The 19068-nt window shown below is 38.5% G+C and carries 17 protein-coding genes and 1 other annotated feature; all 17 genes read left to right on the forward strand.

Features of this window, described 5'->3' with window-relative positions; genetic code table 11:
• The first annotated feature begins 5 nt into the window (after positions 1-5).
• The 17 genes from BFG57_RS17020 to pyrE all read left to right on the forward strand — a co-directional run bounded on the left by BFG57_RS17020 (position 6) and on the right by pyrE (position 19056).
• Entirely contained in the window at positions 6-278 is a 273-nt protein-coding gene (locus BFG57_RS17020) for a YggT family protein (RefSeq protein WP_069718699.1), read from the forward strand.
• Positions 279-412: 134 nt separating this feature from the next.
• Positions 413-1186, forward strand: a complete 774-nt coding sequence (locus BFG57_RS17025) for a YlmH family RNA-binding protein (protein WP_069718700.1) — start codon at positions 413-415, stop codon at positions 1184-1186.
• Between the two features lie 99 nt (positions 1187-1285).
• Positions 1286-1780 carry a DivIVA domain-containing protein gene (locus BFG57_RS17030; protein ID WP_069718701.1) on the forward strand — a complete coding sequence of 165 codons (495 nt, stop codon included), beginning with the start codon at positions 1286-1288 and terminating at the stop codon, positions 1778-1780.
• 92 nt (positions 1781-1872) lie between these two features.
• Positions 1873-2161 (forward strand) — a binding site (T-box leader).
• A gap of 97 nt (positions 2162-2258) precedes the next feature.
• Positions 2259-5018: an isoleucine--tRNA ligase gene (gene ileS / locus BFG57_RS17035; protein WP_069718702.1), complete on the forward strand. Its 2760-nt coding sequence runs from the start codon at positions 2259-2261 to the stop codon at positions 5016-5018.
• Between the two features lie 211 nt (positions 5019-5229).
• Entirely contained in the window at positions 5230-5505 is a 276-nt protein-coding gene (locus BFG57_RS17040) for a TraR/DksA C4-type zinc finger protein (protein WP_069718703.1), read from the forward strand.
• A gap of 197 nt (positions 5506-5702) precedes the next feature.
• Positions 5703-6185, forward strand: a complete 483-nt coding sequence (gene lspA, locus BFG57_RS17045; RefSeq protein WP_069718704.1) for a signal peptidase II — start codon at positions 5703-5705, stop codon at positions 6183-6185.
• Entirely contained in the window at positions 6185-7096 is a 912-nt protein-coding gene (locus tag BFG57_RS17050) for an RluA family pseudouridine synthase (RefSeq protein ID WP_069718705.1), read from the forward strand. The genes lspA and BFG57_RS17050 overlap by 1 nt, the downstream gene beginning before the upstream one ends.
• 219 nt (positions 7097-7315) lie before the next feature.
• Positions 7316-7858, forward strand: a complete 543-nt coding sequence (gene pyrR, locus BFG57_RS17055; protein WP_069718706.1) for a bifunctional pyr operon transcriptional regulator/uracil phosphoribosyltransferase PyrR — start codon at positions 7316-7318, stop codon at positions 7856-7858.
• A gap of 159 nt (positions 7859-8017) precedes the next feature.
• Entirely contained in the window at positions 8018-9334 is a 1317-nt protein-coding gene (locus BFG57_RS17060) for a solute carrier family 23 protein (RefSeq protein WP_069718707.1), read from the forward strand.
• A 242-nt stretch (positions 9335-9576) separates the two neighbouring features.
• Positions 9577-10500, forward strand: coding sequence for an aspartate carbamoyltransferase catalytic subunit (locus BFG57_RS17065; RefSeq protein ID WP_069718708.1), 924 nt, complete (start codon positions 9577-9579; stop codon positions 10498-10500).
• On the forward strand, positions 10466-11749 hold the full coding sequence (locus BFG57_RS17070) for a dihydroorotase (RefSeq protein WP_069718709.1): 1284 nt from the start codon (positions 10466-10468) through the stop codon (positions 11747-11749). The genes BFG57_RS17065 and BFG57_RS17070 overlap by 35 nt, the downstream gene beginning before the upstream one ends.
• Positions 11746-12846 (forward strand): carbamoyl phosphate synthase small subunit, encoded by a 1101-nt coding sequence (locus tag BFG57_RS17075; protein WP_069718710.1) that lies wholly within the window; start codon positions 11746-11748, stop codon positions 12844-12846. Before BFG57_RS17070 ends, BFG57_RS17075 begins: the two co-directional genes overlap by 4 nt.
• The gene (gene carB, locus BFG57_RS17080; RefSeq protein WP_069718711.1) at positions 12831-16043 is read left to right on the forward strand and encodes a carbamoyl-phosphate synthase large subunit; all 3213 of its coding nucleotides are present in this window, start codon (positions 12831-12833) and stop codon (positions 16041-16043) included. Before BFG57_RS17075 ends, carB begins: the two co-directional genes overlap by 16 nt.
• Positions 16040-16810 carry a dihydroorotate dehydrogenase electron transfer subunit gene (locus BFG57_RS17085; protein ID WP_069718712.1) on the forward strand — a complete coding sequence of 257 codons (771 nt, stop codon included), beginning with the start codon at positions 16040-16042 and terminating at the stop codon, positions 16808-16810. Before carB ends, BFG57_RS17085 begins: the two co-directional genes overlap by 4 nt.
• Positions 16807-17745, forward strand: a complete 939-nt coding sequence (locus tag BFG57_RS17090) for a dihydroorotate dehydrogenase (protein ID WP_069718713.1) — start codon at positions 16807-16809, stop codon at positions 17743-17745. Before BFG57_RS17085 ends, BFG57_RS17090 begins: the two co-directional genes overlap by 4 nt.
• Positions 17717-18430: an orotidine-5'-phosphate decarboxylase gene (gene pyrF / locus BFG57_RS17095; protein ID WP_069718714.1), complete on the forward strand. Its 714-nt coding sequence runs from the start codon at positions 17717-17719 to the stop codon at positions 18428-18430. The genes BFG57_RS17090 and pyrF overlap by 29 nt, the downstream gene beginning before the upstream one ends.
• Positions 18427-19056 carry an orotate phosphoribosyltransferase gene (gene pyrE, locus BFG57_RS17100; protein ID WP_069718715.1) on the forward strand — a complete coding sequence of 210 codons (630 nt, stop codon included), beginning with the start codon at positions 18427-18429 and terminating at the stop codon, positions 19054-19056. Before pyrF ends, pyrE begins: the two co-directional genes overlap by 4 nt.
• Positions 19057-19068 lie beyond the last annotated feature (12 nt).

Genomic DNA, 19068 nt, shown 5'->3' on the forward strand with positions numbered 1-19068 from the left:
TTTGAATGGGTTTCTTAGGTCCGATTGTGCAGTTAATTGTGACAGCAATCGAAATCTATTCTTATGTAATTATTGGTTATATTCTCATGTCATGGTTTCCGAATGCGCGAGAGTCTGGACTTGGTCAATTTATAGGACGGATAGTAGAGCCTTATTTGGAGCCATTTCGTCGGATAATTCCGCCGCTTGGCATGATTGATATATCGCCAATCGTAGCCATTTTTGTACTTAGTCTTGCAAAAAGTGGTGCGGTTCAATTATATCTCATGTTTATGTAATGTAGTGAAGGAGTACCTGAAGGGGTCTCCTTTTTATATTGGTTCTGAGTGTAAATTTAATAATTACTAAGTGTTATACGTATTTTTAATTATACTGATGAAATAAAAATATATTTTTCGGAGTGAAGGTGTGTATGTCGATCTATCAGCATTTTCGACAGGAAGAGTATTCATTTATAGACCAAGTGTTGGAGTGGCGTGATCAAGTTATCGGTCAATACTCAGTAAAATTGACCGATTTCCTTGATCCGAGAGAGCAGCATATTTTATCAACAGTTATAGGTAAAGATGAAGAGGTACTATTCTCATTGTTTGGTGGAGCAGAATCGGTTGAGCGTAAGCGAGCAATATTGTACCCTCCATATTTTGAACCTTCAGACGATGATTTTGAGGTTCATATGTTTGAGATAAAGTATCCAGCGAAATTTGTTACGATTTCACATCGCCAAATATTAGGCGCACAAATGTCTTTAGGATTAAAAAGAGGTAAGTTTGGAGACATTTTGACAGATGGTGAACATTATCAATTTCTCGTTTCAAAAGATATCGCAGATTATGTTCGTTTTAACCTTGATTCTGTTGGAAAAGCATCAATTGAACTTATTGAAAAACCAACTTCTGAGCTAATTATTTTCGAGGAAGAATGGGAACATCATGTTGGTACAGTATCATCATTGCGGTTAGATGTTATTTTAGCTGAGATCTATAACCTTTCTCGTCAAAAGGTTGCCTCTTTCATTAATAGTGGTGTTGTTAAAGTGAATTTTAAAGTTGTGGAACGTACTGATTATCCGTGTGAACAAAATGATGCTTTCTCAGTACGAGGGTTTGGTCGTAGTAAATTACTCGAAATACAAGGTAAAACGAAAAAAGATAAATATCGAATTACGTATGGAAAGAAAAAATAATCAAATCTTGCAGGAAAACTAGAAGTGTTTGTCGAAAAAACATGTTACAATACTATAATAGTAAAAGTTTACAATGTACTTTGAGCGGAGGTGTGAAGGGTGCCGTTAACACCGTTAGATATCCACAACAAAGAGTTTAATAGAGGTTTTCGAGGATATGACGAAGATGAGGTTAATGAATTTCTTGACCAAGTGATTAAAGATTACGAACTTATTATTCGAGAGAAGAAAGCATTAGAAGAACAGGTTTCAGAGATGGAAGAAAAACTAAGTCATTTTTCTACGATTCAAGAAACATTGAATAATTCAATACTAGTTGCACAAGAAACGGCTGAAGATGTAAAGCGTAATGCAAATAAGGAATCAAAGCTTATTATAAAAGAAGCCGAAAAAAATGCAGACCGAATTATAAATGAATCATTATCTAAGTCACGTAAGATATCTTTAGAAATTGAAGAGTTAAAGACACAATCAAAGGTCTTTCGGAATCGTTTCCGCATGTTGATTCAAGCACAGTTAGAGATGCTTGAAAATGATGACTGGGACCAACTTATGCAATACGAAGAGGAAGAAAGTAAACAAGAAAATCGTTGAAAACTTGACTCTTTGACATGAATTACATATAATCTTTAAGATACTATTTAAAAATTTCATGTATTTATCAATAAATATATGGATGATAATCGATAGAAACATTGAGAGGGGCAGTATGTCTATTAATGCTTACTAAGCGAGTCAGGGACGGTGGGAGCCTGATGTAAGTGAATAGAAGGAAAATCACCCTTGAGTTCTGCGCTGAACATCATTAAGCCGAACTGGCATTATATAATGAATTAGAACAACTGACCATAAGGTTGTCATAATTCATACGAGTAGGACGCAGCGGGATCATTCACGTTACGAATGTATGAGCAGGACAAATGTATTTAATTTGTCAAGCAAGGGTGGTACCGCGGGAACCTTCTCGTCCCTTTTTGGGATGAGAAGGTTTTTTTATTTGCAATGCTTGTAAAATAATGGTGGTTATTAACGCGAAGTTTCTACAACTATGAAAGTTAAAGGAGGAAGAAAAGTGGAATATAAAAACACACTACTTATGCCGAAAACTGAGTTTCCAATGAGAGGGAATCTTCCAAACCGTGAGCCAGAAATGCAAAAAAAATGGGAAGATATGAATATTTACGAACTTGTACAAAAACGTACAGAAGGTCGTCCTTTATTTATTCTTCATGACGGTCCTCCATATGCGAATGGTGACATTCACATGGGGCACGCAATGAACAAAATCTTAAAAGATATGATTGTTCGTTATAAATCTATGGCAGGTTTCCATGCACCATATGTACCTGGCTGGGATACACACGGTTTGCCAATTGAAACTGCATTAACGAAAAATAAAAAAGTGAATCGTAAAAAAATGAGCGTAGCTGAATTCCGTGAAAAATGCGCAGAATATGCGTATGAGCAAGTTGACCGTCAACGTGAGCAATTCAAACGTTTAGGTGTTCGTGCAGACTGGGATAATCCATACATTACATTAACGAAAGATTATGAAGCACAACAAATAAAAGTATTTGGTGCAATGGCTGAAAAAGGTTTTATCTATAAAGGTAAGAAACCTGTATATTGGTCTCCATCATCAGAGTCAGCATTAGCTGAAGCAGAGATTGAATACCAAGATAAGCGTTCACCGTCTATTTATGTAGCATTTAATGTGAAAGATGGAAAAGGTGTACTTGACGGTGATGAGAAGTTTATCATTTGGACGACAACTCCGTGGACGATTCCAGCAAACCTTGGAATTGCAGTACATGCAGAGATCGAATACAGTGTTGTAGAAACAAATGGTGTAAAATATGTTGTCGCATCTGAGCTTGTAGAGAACTTAACAGAGACGTTAGAGTGGAATGAGCCAAAGGTTGTCAATACACTTAAAGGTGCTGAATTAAAACATATCGTTGCGACACATCCAATTTATGACCGTGATTCTCTCGTTATTTTAGGTGATCATGTTACAACGGATGCTGGTACAGGATGTGTTCACACAGCACCAGGTCATGGTGAAGATGACTTCTTCGTTGGTAAACAAAATGGTTTAGATGTCCTTTGTCCTGTTGATGAAAAAGGATATATGACGAATGAAGCACCTGGTTTTGAAGGGTTGTTCTACGATGAAGCAAATAAGCCAATTACAGAAAAGCTTGAAGAAGTTGGCGCATTATTGAAATTAAACTTCATTACACATTCATACCCACATGATTGGCGTACGAAGAAACCAACAATTTTCCGTGCAACAGCACAGTGGTTTGCTTCAATTAAAGATATTCGTGAAGACTTAATTCAAGCTGTACGTGATGTGAATTGGATTCCTAAATGGGGAGAAACACGCCTTTATAATATGATTAAAGACCGTGAAGATTGGTGTATTTCTCGTCAACGTGCATGGGGTGTTCCGATCCCTGTCTTCTATGGTGAGAATAATGAACCGATTATTACGAGTGAAACAATTGAGCATGTTTCAAATTTATTCCGTGAGCACGGATCTAACGTTTGGTTTGAGTGGGATGCTAAAGATTTACTCCCTGAAGGATTTACGTCTGAGCATAGTCCAAACGGTCAGTTTACGAAAGAGACAGATATTATGGATGTATGGTTTGACTCAGGTTCTTCACACCAAGCAGTATTAGTTGAGCGTGATGAATTGCAGCGTCCAGCTGACTTATATCTAGAAGGTTCTGACCAGTATCGAGGTTGGTTTAATTCATCATTATCTACAAGTGTTGCAATTACTGGTAAGGCTCCATATAAAGGCATTCTTTCACACGGTTTTGCACTAGATGGTGAAGGGCGTAAGATGAGTAAATCACTTGGTAATACTGTAATTCCAAATAAAGTAATGAAGCAGCTTGGTGCAGATATTCTTCGTCTATGGGTAGCATCTGTTGACTATCAAGCTGACGTACGTATTTCTGATAAAATCTTAAAGCAAGTTGCAGAAAGTTATCGAAAAATCCGTAATACGTTCCGTTTCTTGCTCGGAAACTTAGATGACTTTGATCCGAACACAAATGCTCTTGCATTTGATGAACTAGGGGAAGTCGACCAATATATGCTTGTGAAGTTGAATAAGTTAATTGATCGTGTTAAGCGTTCATATGATGAGTATGAATTTGCTTCCATTTATCATGATGTTCATAATTTCTGTACGATTGATTTAAGTTCATTCTATTTAGATATTGCCAAGGATGTTTTGTATATTCAAGCTGCAGATGATAAAGGTCGTCGTGGTATTCAAACTGTTTTATATGAGACATTACAAGCACTCGTAAAGCTTGTAGCGCCAATTTTAACTCATACAGCAGATGAAGTTTGGAGTTATATCCCAGGTGTGACAGAAAAGAGCGTACAGCTAGTGGATATGCCAGAAAAAGTAGAGTTACAAGTATCAGAACAACTTGAAGCAAAATGGGATCATTTCATGACTGTTCGTGATGATGTCTTAAAGGCACTCGAACATGCACGAAATGAAAAGGTTATTGGAAAATCGTTAACAGCTAGCATTAAGCTATATCCAAATGCTGAAACAACGGATATTCTTTCAAGTATTTTAGATCTTCATAAGTTATTTATTGTATCTAGCTGTGAAGTTGTTGGTGCGAAAGAAGAAGCACCTGAAAGTGCTCAGCAACTAGAGACGCTTGCTGTAGAAGTGTTACCTGCAGATGGTGAAACATGTGACCGTTGTTGGGTTGTATCAACAACAGTAGGTGATGATGCAGAGCATCCAACGGTTTGTGAAAGCTGCGCTAAGATTGTTAAGGAAAATTATTAATTATGTAATGAAAAACACGTTTGCTTAGACAGCAGACGTGTTTTTCTTATTTTAATGACATTGCTGTTCTAAAATTATCAAAAAAATATGAAATATTATCTGATATACTCAATTCTTGAATTCAACATCTTCATTAACAAAAGTTCCCCATTTTATTTTTTGAAAATCGAGCAAACACTACTGATAGAACAATTAAATGAGGGGGAATATGATGGATGATAAATTCCTACAGATTGAACGAGAGCTTAGGCAAACACAAAATGAATTATCAACGTATTTATCACATTCACCACCAATGAATGCTGAAACCCTCAGTTACGTTAAACAAGAATTAGAAGATGTTAACCGTGCTCTAATTAAAATGGATTTAGGGATGTATGGTACGTGTGAACAAAGCGGCAAACATATACCTCTTTCAATGCTGTCTGTCCTTCCGACAGCTCGGACGATAAATGAAGCAAAATGGGTTCAATATTTTTGTACGTAAAACTCTTATAATTCCTTCCCAATGGATGAAAAGATTGTCTCATCAGCATGCTTATGCTAAAATGCAACAGTATCAGACTTTGTAAACAATTGAGGTTTGTACGTTATATGAACGTTATTCACCTTGAAATTGTCAGTTAATTGTGTGATATAAGAGAGATTAATTCTTTTAATTATTGGGAATGGAGGAAGTAGAAGGTGCGCTATTATGTTGCCGCATTACTTGTTATTTTAATCGATCAAATTACGAAATGGCTTGTTCTAACAAAAATGAGCTTAGGACAAAGTATTCCAGTTATTGATGGCTTTTTCTTTCTTACGTCACATCGTAATCGAGGGGCTGCATGGGGAATACTAGAGGGGCAAATGTGGTTCTTCTATATCGTTACGATCGCTGTCATTATTGGTGTTGTTGTATATATAGAAAAGGTTAAAAAGACAGAACGTTTACTGAGTTGGGCATTGGCATTAATTTTAGGAGGAGCGATAGGAAACTTTATTGATCGCTTATTTCGAAAAGAAGTAGTTGATTTTATTGATATTTATTTCTTTCATAAAGAAAAATTGCCTATATACAATTATCCAATCTTTAATGTTGCTGACTCGGCGCTCGTTGTCGGTGTCATCATCATTTTTATCTATTCATTATTAGAGAGTAAAAAAGAGAAGAGGAACGCTTAATGGAAAAAATGCAATGGTCAGTAGAACTTGAACATCAAGGAACCCGAATTGATAAATGGGTTGCAGACCAAAATCAGGAATGGTCTCGTTCACAAGTGCAGCAATGGATAAAGGAATCACATCTACTTGTCAATGGTTCTGCTGTGAAAGTCAATCAAAAAGTAAAACAAGGTGATGAAATCACATTAACTATACCAGAGCCTGAACCTCTTGATGTAGAACCTGAGAAGATGGAATTGGAAATATATTTTGAAGATGAGGATGTCCTTGTCGTTAATAAACCGAGCGGGATGGTTGTACATCCAGCACCTGGTCACTTGTCAGGCACACTAGTAAATGGGCTTATGGCACATTGTAACGATTTGTCAGGCATTAACGGAGTCATGAGACCGGGTATTGTACATCGTATCGATAAAGATACTTCAGGCTTACTGATGGTGGCGAAGAATGACGTTGCACATGAATCACTTGTACAACAGTTAGTAGATAAAACTGTTTTACGTAAGTATCGTGCATTAGTACATGGTGTGATTCCGCATGAAAAAGGTACTATAGAAGCCCCTCTTGGTCGTGATCCGAAAGATCGTCAGAAGATGGCAGTCGTTGACCAAGGAAAAGAAGCAGTAACACATTTCCAAGTGTTAGAACGTTTTAAAAATCATACATATGTTGAATGTCAGCTTGAGACAGGACGAACTCATCAAATACGTGTGCACATGCGTTATATAGGTTTTCCATTAGTAGGAGATCCGAAATATGGTCCACGTAAAACGATCGATGTAGATGGACAAGCGTTACATGCAGAGACATTGGGCTTTGAACATCCACAAACGAAAGAGTTCGTTTCATTTCAAGCACCCTTACCAGAGCGATTTGCGCAGATTCTCGATAATTTTCGCAAAAATAGTTGACAGAAAGTTATAGGAATGACATAATGACTTCAACAACTAAATCACTGCCCTTTAATTACAGTCCCGTGAGGCTGAGAAGGAATGAAGCAAACTACTAGCAGATTGGATTAGTCTGCCTATATGTTTGAATCTAACACCTCTCGCGGATGCGAGAGGTTTTTTATTGGGTGTACAACGACACATAGTTAATAAGAATATGAGCAGTGAGGGGTGAAAAGGATGAATGAAAAAGCTATTGTCTTAGATGAAAAAGCGATTCAACGTGCGTTGACTCGAATTGCACATGAGATAATCGAGCGAAACAAAGGGATCGAAAATTGTATCTTAGTCGGTATTAAGACAAGAGGGATATACCTTGCAAATCGTCTAGCAGAGCGAATTGAACAAATTGAAGGTGAAGCAATTGCTGTTGGTGAAGTCGATATTACGTTATACCGTGATGATTTGTCTAAGAAAACAGTTAACGAAGATCCTTTATTAAATGGAACTGATATTTCAGTTAATATTTCTGAGAAGACCGTAATTCTAGTCGATGATGTGCTTTTTACTGGTCGAACTGTACGAGCAGCTTTAGATGCAATAATGGATATTGGTCGTCCTGCTCAAATTCAATTAGCCGTTCTAGTGGATCGTGGTCACCGTGAATTACCGATACGCCCAGACTTTATTGGGAAAAATGTACCGACATCGAATTCGGAAGTCATCGTTGTAAAATTAAGTGAAGTTGATAATGAAGACATCGTTCGAATTTATGAAAAATAAATATCCCCTTTAATCAAGTCCTGTGAGGCTTGCAAGGGAACGATTGTGAGTGTAATAGTATGTGTGGTTTAAGCCACACATCTATACTCATGCCGTCAACCTCTTTGCAAGCATCTCCGAGCAAAGAGGTTTTTTATTACTTATTCTGGAGGAGATTGGATGAGCTCTCAAAAAGTAAACTTAGATGTTCATGAAAAACCACAACTTCATACTTGGCTTACGTTAAGTATCCAACATTTATTTGCAATGTTCGGAGCAACGATTCTAGTACCCTACTTAGTCGGTTTAAGCCCAGCGGTTGCACTTGTTTCGAGTGGTTTAGGAACGCTAGCGTATCTAGTTATTACAAGGGGGCAAATACCAGCGTATCTCGGTTCATCATTTGCTTTTATTGCACCAATTATTATGGCGAAGGAATTAGGTGGACCAGAGGCAGCAATGTTTGGTAGTTTCCTAGCAGGTATCTTATACGGAATTGTTGCACTTGCTATTCGTGCAGCAGGTTTAAAGTGGTTAATGAGAGTATTACCACCAATTGTTGTCGGTCCAGTTATTATCGTCATTGGACTCGGACTTTCAAGTGTCGCAATTGATATGGCAATGAACAATCCATCTGGTGAATATAGTATGACATACTTTAGTGTTGCACTTGTCACACTAGTTATCACAATTATTGCCTCAATCTTATTTAAAGGTTTTTTCGGATTAATCCCAATTTTAGTCGGAATTGTTGGAGGATATACTTATGCTGCGATGCTTGGTCTAGTTGACTTTACGGCAGTGCAAGAAGCAAGACCTTTCGAAATGCCCGAATTCATCATTCCATTTGTAACGTATACGCCAAGTATGAATTGGCAAGTTGCTCTTATAATGATGCCAGTTGCACTCGTAACGATTGCAGAGCATATTGGTGACCAAATGGTATTAAGTAAAGTAGTTGGACGTAATTTCATTCAAAAACCTGGTTTACACAGGTCAATTATGGGAGATGGAGTTGCGACGATAATTGCTTCATTTATTGGAGGTCCTCCGAATACGACTTACGGAGAAAATATTGGAGTACTAGCGATTACGAGAGTATTCAGTGTATTTGTTATCGGTGGAGCAGCAGTCCTAGCTACCTTGTTCGGATTTAGCGGGAAAGTTACAGCTCTAATCGCAACAATTCCAACTCCTGTTATGGGTGGGGTATCCATCGTCTTATTCGGTATTATCGCATCAAGTGGTTTACGAATGTTAATTGACAACCAAATTGACTTAGGAGATAAACGTAATTTGATTATCTCATCTGTTATTCTTGTCATCGGTGTCGGTGGAGCATTCATTCAAGTGAGTGATGACCTTCAAATTTCAGGTATGGCACTTGCAACGATTATTGGTATAATCCTTAACCTAGTTCTACCAGGCAAAGAGTCTGGTTATGGAAATGGTTTCATGTTTGATACAGAAAAACAATCAAAAGAAAATGCCGCATAACGAATTGAACACATTTTAAATGAAGTCCTGTGAGGCTTCGAAGGGTGTAAGCAGCGGTTTGTAACAGGTGAAGTATAGCTTCACCTCGTTTTCAAGCACCCTTCTACTTAATGAAGGGTGCTTTTTTGCTAGAAAAGTAGATAAGTATGACATTTAGTGATCTAAAAAGTTAGTTCAGTAAGCAAGTAATTTAAATTCTTTTAAAGAATGAATCAAAACAATTGTGATTTGGAGGTTTCATGATGAAAAACTTATTAACGATGTCAGCGTTAACGGTTCATGAGATTTACGAAATTTTACATGATGCACAGCAGTTTGCTGAAGGAATGAAATGGCAACCTTCAGCACAGCAATTTGTTGCTAATTTATTTTTCGAACCAAGTACTCGAACGAGATTTAGCTTTGAAGCAGCAGAACGTCGACTTGGATTTGAAGTATTAAACTTCGATGCTGCTTCATCGAGTACCCAAAAGGGTGAAACACTCTATGACACTGTAAGAACTTTAGAGTCAATTGGAGCGAATGTCGCGGTTATTCGACATGAAGCTGATGATTATTTCGATGAGCTAGTCGGTCGAGTCGGCATTCCGATTATTAATGCGGGCTCAGGTTCAGGCCATCATCCTACACAATCATTGTTAGATTTGTTAACGATACAGCAGGAGTTTGGTACATTTGAAGGTTTAAGAGTAGCAATTAGTGGTGACATACGTCACAGTCGTGTTGCTCATTCAAATGCTGAAGCATTAAGTCGGTTAGGGGCTGAAGTCATTTATACTGCGCCTATACATTGGCGAGATAATTCAGGAGATTATGTAGAGATGGATGAAGCTGTAAAAAGTGCTGACGTCATGATGTTGTTGAGAATTCAGCATGAACGTCATGCAGATGGAATGAATATGACGAAAGAAGACTATCACAATCAATACGGGTTAACGGTTGAACGGGAGAAGTTGATGAAACAACGCAGTATTATAATGCATCCAGCTCCATTTAACCGAAACGTTGAAATTGCTGATGAGCTTGTTGAGTGTGAACGCTCTAGAATTTTCAAGCAAATGACAAACGGTGTTTACGTAAGAATGGCAGTGATAAAACGTGCATTACAACAAACTAGTGGAGGAATGACAAATGAAGCGATTAATCAAGCATGCCACATTATTTGAAAATAGTGAGCTAGTAACAAAGGATATTTTAATTGATGGGGAAAAAATCGTACAAATTTCAGCAAATATTCAAGAAGATAATGCTGAAGTTTTTGATGCACAAGGAAAGCTTGTTACTGCAGGTTTTGTAGACTTACATGTTCATTTGCGAGAGCCAGGTGGAGAACATAAAGAAACAATCGAGACAGGCTCGATGGCAGCAGCCCGTGGGGGATTCACAACCGTAGCAGCAATGCCGAATACTCGTCCAGTGCCTGATACAGTTGAAAATTTAAGTTTGGTGAATGACAAAATTAATGAAACAGCTCATATACGAGTGCTTCCATATGCTTCAATTACAATTCGAGAATTGGGTAGAGAATTAACTGATTTTGCAGCATTAAAAGAACATGGGGCTTTTGCCTTTACCGATGATGGTGTAGGGGTGCAAGATGCTTCGATGATGTTAAAGGCTATGAAACAAGCAGCAGATCACGATGTCGCGATTGTTGCTCATTGCGAAGAGAACACACTGATAAACAAGGGTTCCGTTCATGAAGGCAGTTTTTCTGCAAAGCATGAGTTGAATGGAATTCCATCAGTTTGTGAATCTGTTCATATTGCTCGAGATGTGTTATTAGCAGAAGCGGCAGGTTGTCATTATCATGTATGCCACATTAGTACAAAGGAATCAGTTCGAACAGTTCGCGATGCAAAGCGGGCAGGTATTCATGTAACAGCAGAAGTAACACCACATCACTTATTACTTTGTGAAGATGATATTCCAGGTCTAGATTCAAATTTCAAAATGAATCCACCGTTGCGCAGTAAAGAAGACCGTGATTCATTAATCGAAGGCTTACTTGATGGAACGATTGATTTTATCGCTACAGACCATGCACCACACAGTGAGGTTGAGAAGAGTGAAGGGATTATTGAAGCACCATTTGGCATTGTCGGTTTAGAAACCGCCTTTCCATTATTATATACATACCTAGTAAAGAAAGGTGTGTTATCACTCGAGGAATTATTAGAGCTTTTAAATAAAAAACCTTCAGAAACATTTAAACTACCATTTGGGCAAATTGAACAAGGTGCAATTGCTGATATCGTAGTACTTGATTTAGAGGAAGAAGCTGAAATTGATCCGAAGCTATTCGCTTCAAAAGGAAAAAATACACCATTTACAGGCTGGAAGTGCCAAGGTTGGCCAGTTGCAACATTTTATAAAGGACAAATGGTATGGGAGAAAGGGAGCGAACAACAATGAAAAGACAACTAATCTTAGAGAATGGTGACGTATTTATTGGAGAAGGATTCGGAAGCGAGAAGGATATGAATGGTGAGGTTGTCTTCAATACTGGAATGACAGGTTATCAAGAAATATTATCTGACCCGTCATATTGTGCACAAATCGTAACACTTACTTACCCTTTAATCGGAAATTACGGAATGAATCGAGACGACTTTGAATCAATCAAACCATCCATTCATGGTCTGATTGTGAGAGAGCACGCTGAATTTCCATCTAATTGGCGTAATGAAGAGACGTTAGATAGTTACTTGAAAGCTACTGATATTCCAGGTTTATCGGGAATTGATACTCGGAAATTAACACGAATTATCCGTAACTATGGTACGTTAAAGGGCAAGATTTGCAACATGGATGTAGATGTGAATCATATAGTTGAGCAATTGAAAGCAACCGTTTTACCAACGGATCAAGTAAAACGTGTTTCAACGAAGGATGCATATCCAAGTCCAGGACGAGGTCATAAGGTTGTGCTTGTAGACTTTGGAATGAAACATGGTATATTGCGAGAATTGAATGCACGTGGTTGTGATGTTATTGTCGTACCACATAACATTACAGCTGATGAAGTACTTCGCCTTAATCCAGATGGAATTATGTTAAGTAATGGTCCTGGAGATCCAGAAGATGTTCCTGAAGCGATTGAAATGATTCGAGGGATTGTTGGGAAGATTCCACTGTTTGGGATTTGCTTAGGTCATCAATTATTTGCTCTTGCTTGTGGAGCAGGAACAGAGAAAATGAAGTTTGGTCATCGTGGCTCAAATCACCCAGTGAAGGATCTTACAACAGGACATGTTGCGATTACATCACAAAACCATGGTTATACAGTTAAGTCAGATACAATTGATGCAACTGAGTTAGAAATTACACACGTTGCACTTAATGATGGAACAATTGAAGGTTTACGTCATAAAACATTACCAGCCTTTACAGTTCAATATCATCCAGAAGCATCACCTGGACCAGAAGATGCAAATCCATTGTTCGATAATTTCTTACAAATGATAAACACCGAGAAGAAGGAAGGAGCATCAACATGCCAAAACGCGTAGATATTAAGCGAATTCTAGTAATTGGATCAGGACCAATTGTAATTGGACAAGCAGCAGAATTTGATTATGCAGGAACACAAGCATGTCAAGCATTGAAGGAAGAGGGATTTGAAGTAATTCTTGTGAACTCAAATCCAGCAACAATTATGACTGATTCTGAGATAGCGGATAAAGTCTATATTGAACCACTAACGTATGACTTTGTTAGCAGAATTATTCGTAAGGAACGACCTGATGCCATCCTACCGACACTTGGTGGACAGACTGGACTTAACATGGCGATGGAGTTAAAGCAAAAAGGTGTGCTTGATGAATGTAATGTAAAGGTTCTTGGTACAACGTTAAAAGCGATTGAGCAAGCTGAAGACCGTGAACAATTTCGCTCCTTAATGAACGAATTAAATGAACCTGTACCAGAAAGTGATATTATTCATACAATTGAAGAAGCTGAAAGATTTGTATCTGAAGTAGGCTTTCCAGTTATTGTTCGACCAGCATATACGTTAGGTGGAACAGGTGGTGGAATCTGCCATAATACTGAAGAGTTAAATGAAATTGTAGCAAGTGGTTTGAAATATAGCCCAGTAACTCAATGCTTAATTGAAAAGAGTATAGCTGGTTTTAAAGAAGTTGAATACGAAGTAATGCGTGATTCAAGCGGACATGCGATTGTAGTATGTAACATGGAAAACTTTGACCCTGTTGGAGTTCACACAGGTGATTCAATTGTTGTTGCACCGAGTCAAACGTTGAGTGACCGTGAATATCAAATGCTTCGAAATGCATCATTAAAGATCATTCGTGCCCTTAAGATAGAAGGTGGTTGTAACGTACAGCTTGCATTAGACCCTGATAGCTTTGACTATTACATTATTGAAGTGAATCCTCGTGTTAGCCGTTCTAGTGCATTAGCATCTAAGGCTACAGGTTATCCAATCGCCAAACTAGCTGCAAAAATCGCAGTCGGTTTAACACTTGATGAAATGAAAAATCCTGTAACAGGTCGTACGTATGCTTGCTTTGAGCCAGCTTTAGATTACATTGTTTCAAAGATTCCTCGTTGGCCATTTGATAAATTTGAAGCAGCAAACCGTAAGCTCGGTACACAAATGAAGGCAACAGGAGAAGTAATGGCGATCGGCAGAAGTTTTGAAGAATCAATGTTAAAAGCAATTCGCTCACTTGAAACAGATGTTGATCACATCTTACTTGAGAAGTTTGAGCAGTTAAGTGATGAAGTATTACAGAAGCGAATTGAAAAGCCTGATGATGAACGGATGTTTATCGTAGCAGAAGCGTTCCGTCGTGGTAAAACAATGGAGGAAATTTATTCGTGGAGTAAAATCGACTACTTCTTCTTATATAAATTACAAAAGCTCGTCAAGTTACATGAAGATGTAGCAGTAAATCCATTTAGTATTGAGTTTGGTGTTAAGGCGAAAGAGAATGGGTTTGCTGATAGCGTATTGGCACGCATTTGGAATACAACTGAACGTGAAATCTATGATTGGCGTAAAGGGAATCAACTTGTACCAGTGTATAAGATGGTAGATACGTGTGCGGCAGAATTCGAATCAGCAACTCCATATTATTATGGCACGTATGAGCAAGAGAATGAATCGGTAGTAACGGAAAAAGAAAGCGTGATTGTACTTGGATCAGGACCAATTCGGATCGGCCAAGGAATCGAATTTGACTATTCAACGGTTCATGCAGTGTGGGCTTTGAAAGAGGCAGGTTATGAATCAATTATCGTTAACAATAACCCAGAAACGGTTTCAACTGATTTCAGTATATCTGATAAGTTATATTTTGAACCGCTAACGATTGAAGATGTGATGCATATTATCGACCTTGAGAAACCGAAAGGCGTTATCGTTCAATTTGGTGGACAAACTGCAATTAATTTAGCAGATGAACTTGCAGCGAGAGGCGTTAGTATATTAGGTACAAAGCTTGAAGACATGGATCGTGCTGAAGATCGTGATAAGTTTGAACAAGCGCTTGAGAAGCTTGGCATTCCACAACCTCAAGGGAAAACGGCAACATCTGTACCAGAGGCCGTTACGATTGCTAAGAAAATTGGTTATCCTGTCTTAGTTCGCCCATCGTATGTACTTGGAGGTCGCGCGATGGAAATCGTCTATCGTGAAGAAGAATTGCTTCAATATATGGAGAATGCGGTGAAAATTAATCCACAGCATCCAGTCTTGATTGACCGCTATATGGTTGGTAAAGAAATTGAAGTCGATGCAATTTCTGATGGAGAAACTGTTTATATTCCAGGAATTATGGAACATATTGAACGAGCAGGAGTACACTCTGGTGATTCGATTGCTGTCTATCCTCCACAAAGCTTAAAACCAGAAACGAAAGAAAAAATAATCGAAGATACGATTCGATTAGCACGTGGTTTAAAAATTGTTGGGCTTTTAAATATCCAATTTGTAGTATTTGAAGAGAATGTTTATGTAATTGAAGTGAACCCACGTTCAAGTCGTACAGTGCCATTCTTAAGTAAAATTACTGGAGTTCCAATGGCAAACATCGCAACAAAAGTAATCCTTGGAGAAAAATTACCTGATTTAGGTTATGAAACAGGATATCATGATGAAAGCTCAGACGTATTTGTAAAGGTACCTGTCTTCTCGTTTGCCAAGTTAAGACGTGTTGACATAACACTTGGGCCAGAAATGAAATCGACAGGTGAAGTAATGGGCCGGGATAAAACACTTGAAAAAGCTTTATATAAAGGTCTAGTAGCTTCAGGAATTGAAATTCCAACGCATGGAGCAGTGTTACTAACGGTTGCGAATAAGGATAAGGAAGAAGCTGTCGAAATCGCACGTCGCTTCAACCATATCGGTTATCAGCTACTTGCAACAGAAGGGACAGCAGCTCGGTTACGTGAAGAGAATATTCCAGTTACAGTAGTGAATAAAATTGGTGGAGAAAAACCTCATCTTTTAGATGTTATTCGTCAAGGTGATGCACAGTTTGTTATCAATACGTTGACAAAAGGCAAACAACCTGCTCGTGACGGTTTCCGTATACGTCGAGAAGCTGTAGAAAATGGGGTTGCATGTCTCACTTCTCTTGATACAGCAAAAGCAATCTTACGTGTAATTGAAACAATGACTTTTGAAATGCAGTCCATGCCTAAGTTTGAAAAGCAGCGTGAAGGGGTGCGTATATGAAGCAAGAGCAGATGAAGCTCATTCATCAAACTGAAATTGCAGAAAATATCTTTGAAATAGTTTTAGAAGGTGACATGGTTTCATTCATGCAGCCAGGTCAGTTCGTCCATGTACGTGTACATGGAGGGGCTGACCCCCTTTTACGAAGACCGATTAGTATTTGCAACGTTGATGAGGATAGTAAACAGTTCACTATGTTATATCGAGCCGAAGGGCAAGGAACAAAACTTTTCAGCGAACGTGTCGCTGGTGAAATGATTGACGTACTTGGTCCGCTCGGAAATGGTTTTCCTGTTGATGAGACAAAGAGCGGGGAAACGGCTTTACTCGTTGGCGGTGGTATTGGTGTACCCCCATTATACGAGTTATCTCAACAGTTAAAGTCTCAAGGTGTAAATGTGATACATGTACTTGGCTTTCAAACAAAATCTGCAGTGTTTTATGAAGAAAAGTTTGCAAAATTAGGAGAAACATATGTTGCAACAGTAGATGGTTCATATGGGACGTCTGGATTCGTTACTGACATAATCAATAAACATAAATTATCATTTGATACGTTATATTCTTGTGGCCCAATCCCAATGCTTAAGGCTCTTGAAAAAAAATTTGCAAATAAGAAAGGATTCATTTCACTTGAACAGCGTATGGGGTGTGGTATCGGTGCGTGCTTTGCATGTGTGTGTCATACGCCAAGTGAAAATGATTTTGATTACAAAAAGGTATGTAGTGATGGTCCTGTCTTTAAGTTTGGGGAGGTGGTACTGTGAGTAGATTAGCAGTAACATTACCAGGATTATCATTGAAAAATCCGATTATGCCTGCTTCCGGCTGCTACGGGTTTGGAAAAGAGTTTGCACAATTGTATGACTTAAATCAACTCGGTGCCATTATGGTTAAAGCTGTTACAGAAGAACCTCGTTTCGGTAATCCAACACCGCGTGTTGCAGAGACGTCAGCAGGTATGTTGAATGCTATTGGTTTGCAAAACCCTGGTCTACAATCAGCGATGAAAAATGAACTTCCTTGGTTAGAGAAATATGATGTACCAATCATTGCGAATGTTGCTGGTTCTAGACTTGAAGATTATGTTGCTGTTGCGAAAACAATTTCAACTGCACCTAATGTTCATGCTCTTGAGCTGAATATCTCATGTCCGAATGTGAAAGAGGGCGGAATTGCATTTGGAACAAGTCCTGATATGGCCGCAACATTAACAAAAGCGGTTAAGGAAGTTTCTTCAGTACCTGTCTATGTGAAGCTCTCACCAAATGTCGCTGATATCGTATCAATAGCAAAGGCTGTTGAAAATGCAGGTGCAGATGGTTTGTCAATGATTAATACATTACTAGGGATGCGAATTGATCTTAAAACAGGTAAACCGATTTTAGCGAACCAAACAGGAGGATTATCTGGTCCAGCAATCAAACCTGTAGCAATTCGAATGATTCACCAAGTGAGTCAAGAAGTTTCGATTCCTATTATTGGAATGGGTGGTGTACAAACAGCAGAGGACGTTATTGAATTCTTCTTAGCAGGAGCGGATGCAGTTGCTGTTGGTACTGCAAATTTCGTTGACCCATTCGTATGTCCAACAATAATTAATGAATTGCCTGCATTATTGGATGAATTAGGTGTCTCGCATATTTCTGAATTGAAAGGAAGGAGCTGGAAGTATGCAGAAACCACTAATAATCGCGCTTGATTTTCAAACGAAGTTTGATACGATTCATTTTTTAGAGCAATTTGAAAATGAGCGGCCATTTGTGAAGGTAGGCATGGAATTATTTTACCGAGAAGGTCCAGCAATCATTGAAGCTCTCAAGACTAGAGGTCATGAAATCTTTCTCGATTTGAAGCTTCATGATATACCGAATACTGTTCAGCAAGGAATGCGGAGTTTAGCATCATTAGGTGTCGATATCGTAAATGTTCATGCTGCTGGTGGTATGAAAATGATGCAAGCAGCTAAAGAAGGATTATACGCTGGTACACCTTTAGGAATGAAAAGTCCAAAGTGCATTGCTGTGACACAACTAACGAGTACGTCAGATGAGACATTACGTAATGAATTATTAATAGAAGAAACGATGGAATCCACGGTGCGGCATTATGCAAACATGGCTTTACAAAGTGGTTTAGATGGTGTTGTTTGTTCGGTATGGGAGGCAGCGCTGATCACTAAGGTTTGTGGTGAAGCATTTATGAAGGTTACACCTGGTATCCGTTTAAATGGTGATTCAATAGACGATCAAACAAGAATTGCAACACCTCAGGAAGCACTCAAACAAACGAGTACGGCAATTGTAGTAGGACGAAGTATTACGAAATCAAGTAATCCACTCGAAAGTTATCTACAAATCAAAGATCTATGGGGGAATGAACGATGAAGAAGCAAATTGCACGCTATTTACTAAAAATTGGCGCGATCTCATTAAAACCGAGTGACCCATTTACATGGTCTTCAGGAATGAAATCTCCAATTTATTGTGATAACCGCTTAACACTTTCATTTCCACTCGTTCGACGTGAAATTGCTAACGGCTTAGAAAAACTAGTAACAGAACAATTCATTGAATGTGAAGCTGTATCTGGTACTGCTACAGCAGGAATTCCTCATGCAGCATGGGTAAGTGATCGATTAGGTGTTCCTATGACATATGTGAGAGGAAAAGCAAAAGGGCATGGAAAAGGAAATCAAATCGAAGGGTTAGTAAAACAAGGACAAAAGGTCGTCGTTATTGAAGATTTAATCTCAACAGGTGGAAGTGCGATTCAAGCTGTAGAAGCATTACGCGCACAAGGATGTGAAGTACTTGGCATTGCAGCGATCTTCACATATGGTCTGGAAAAAGGAAAGAACATGCTAGAAGAAGCAGATGTTTCAGCACATACATTGACTGACTTTGAAACGTTAATTGAAGTTGCAAAGGAAGAAGGATATATTTCAGCAGAAGAATTAAGTCAGCTACAAAAGTGGCAAGAACAGCCTCAAAGTGAAAATTGGATGAATTAATATGAAACCTGC

The sequence above is a fragment of the Bacillus solimangrovi genome (assembly GCF_001742425.1).
Lineage (GTDB): Bacteria > Bacillota > Bacilli > Bacillales > Bacillaceae_N > Bacillus_AV > Bacillus_AV solimangrovi.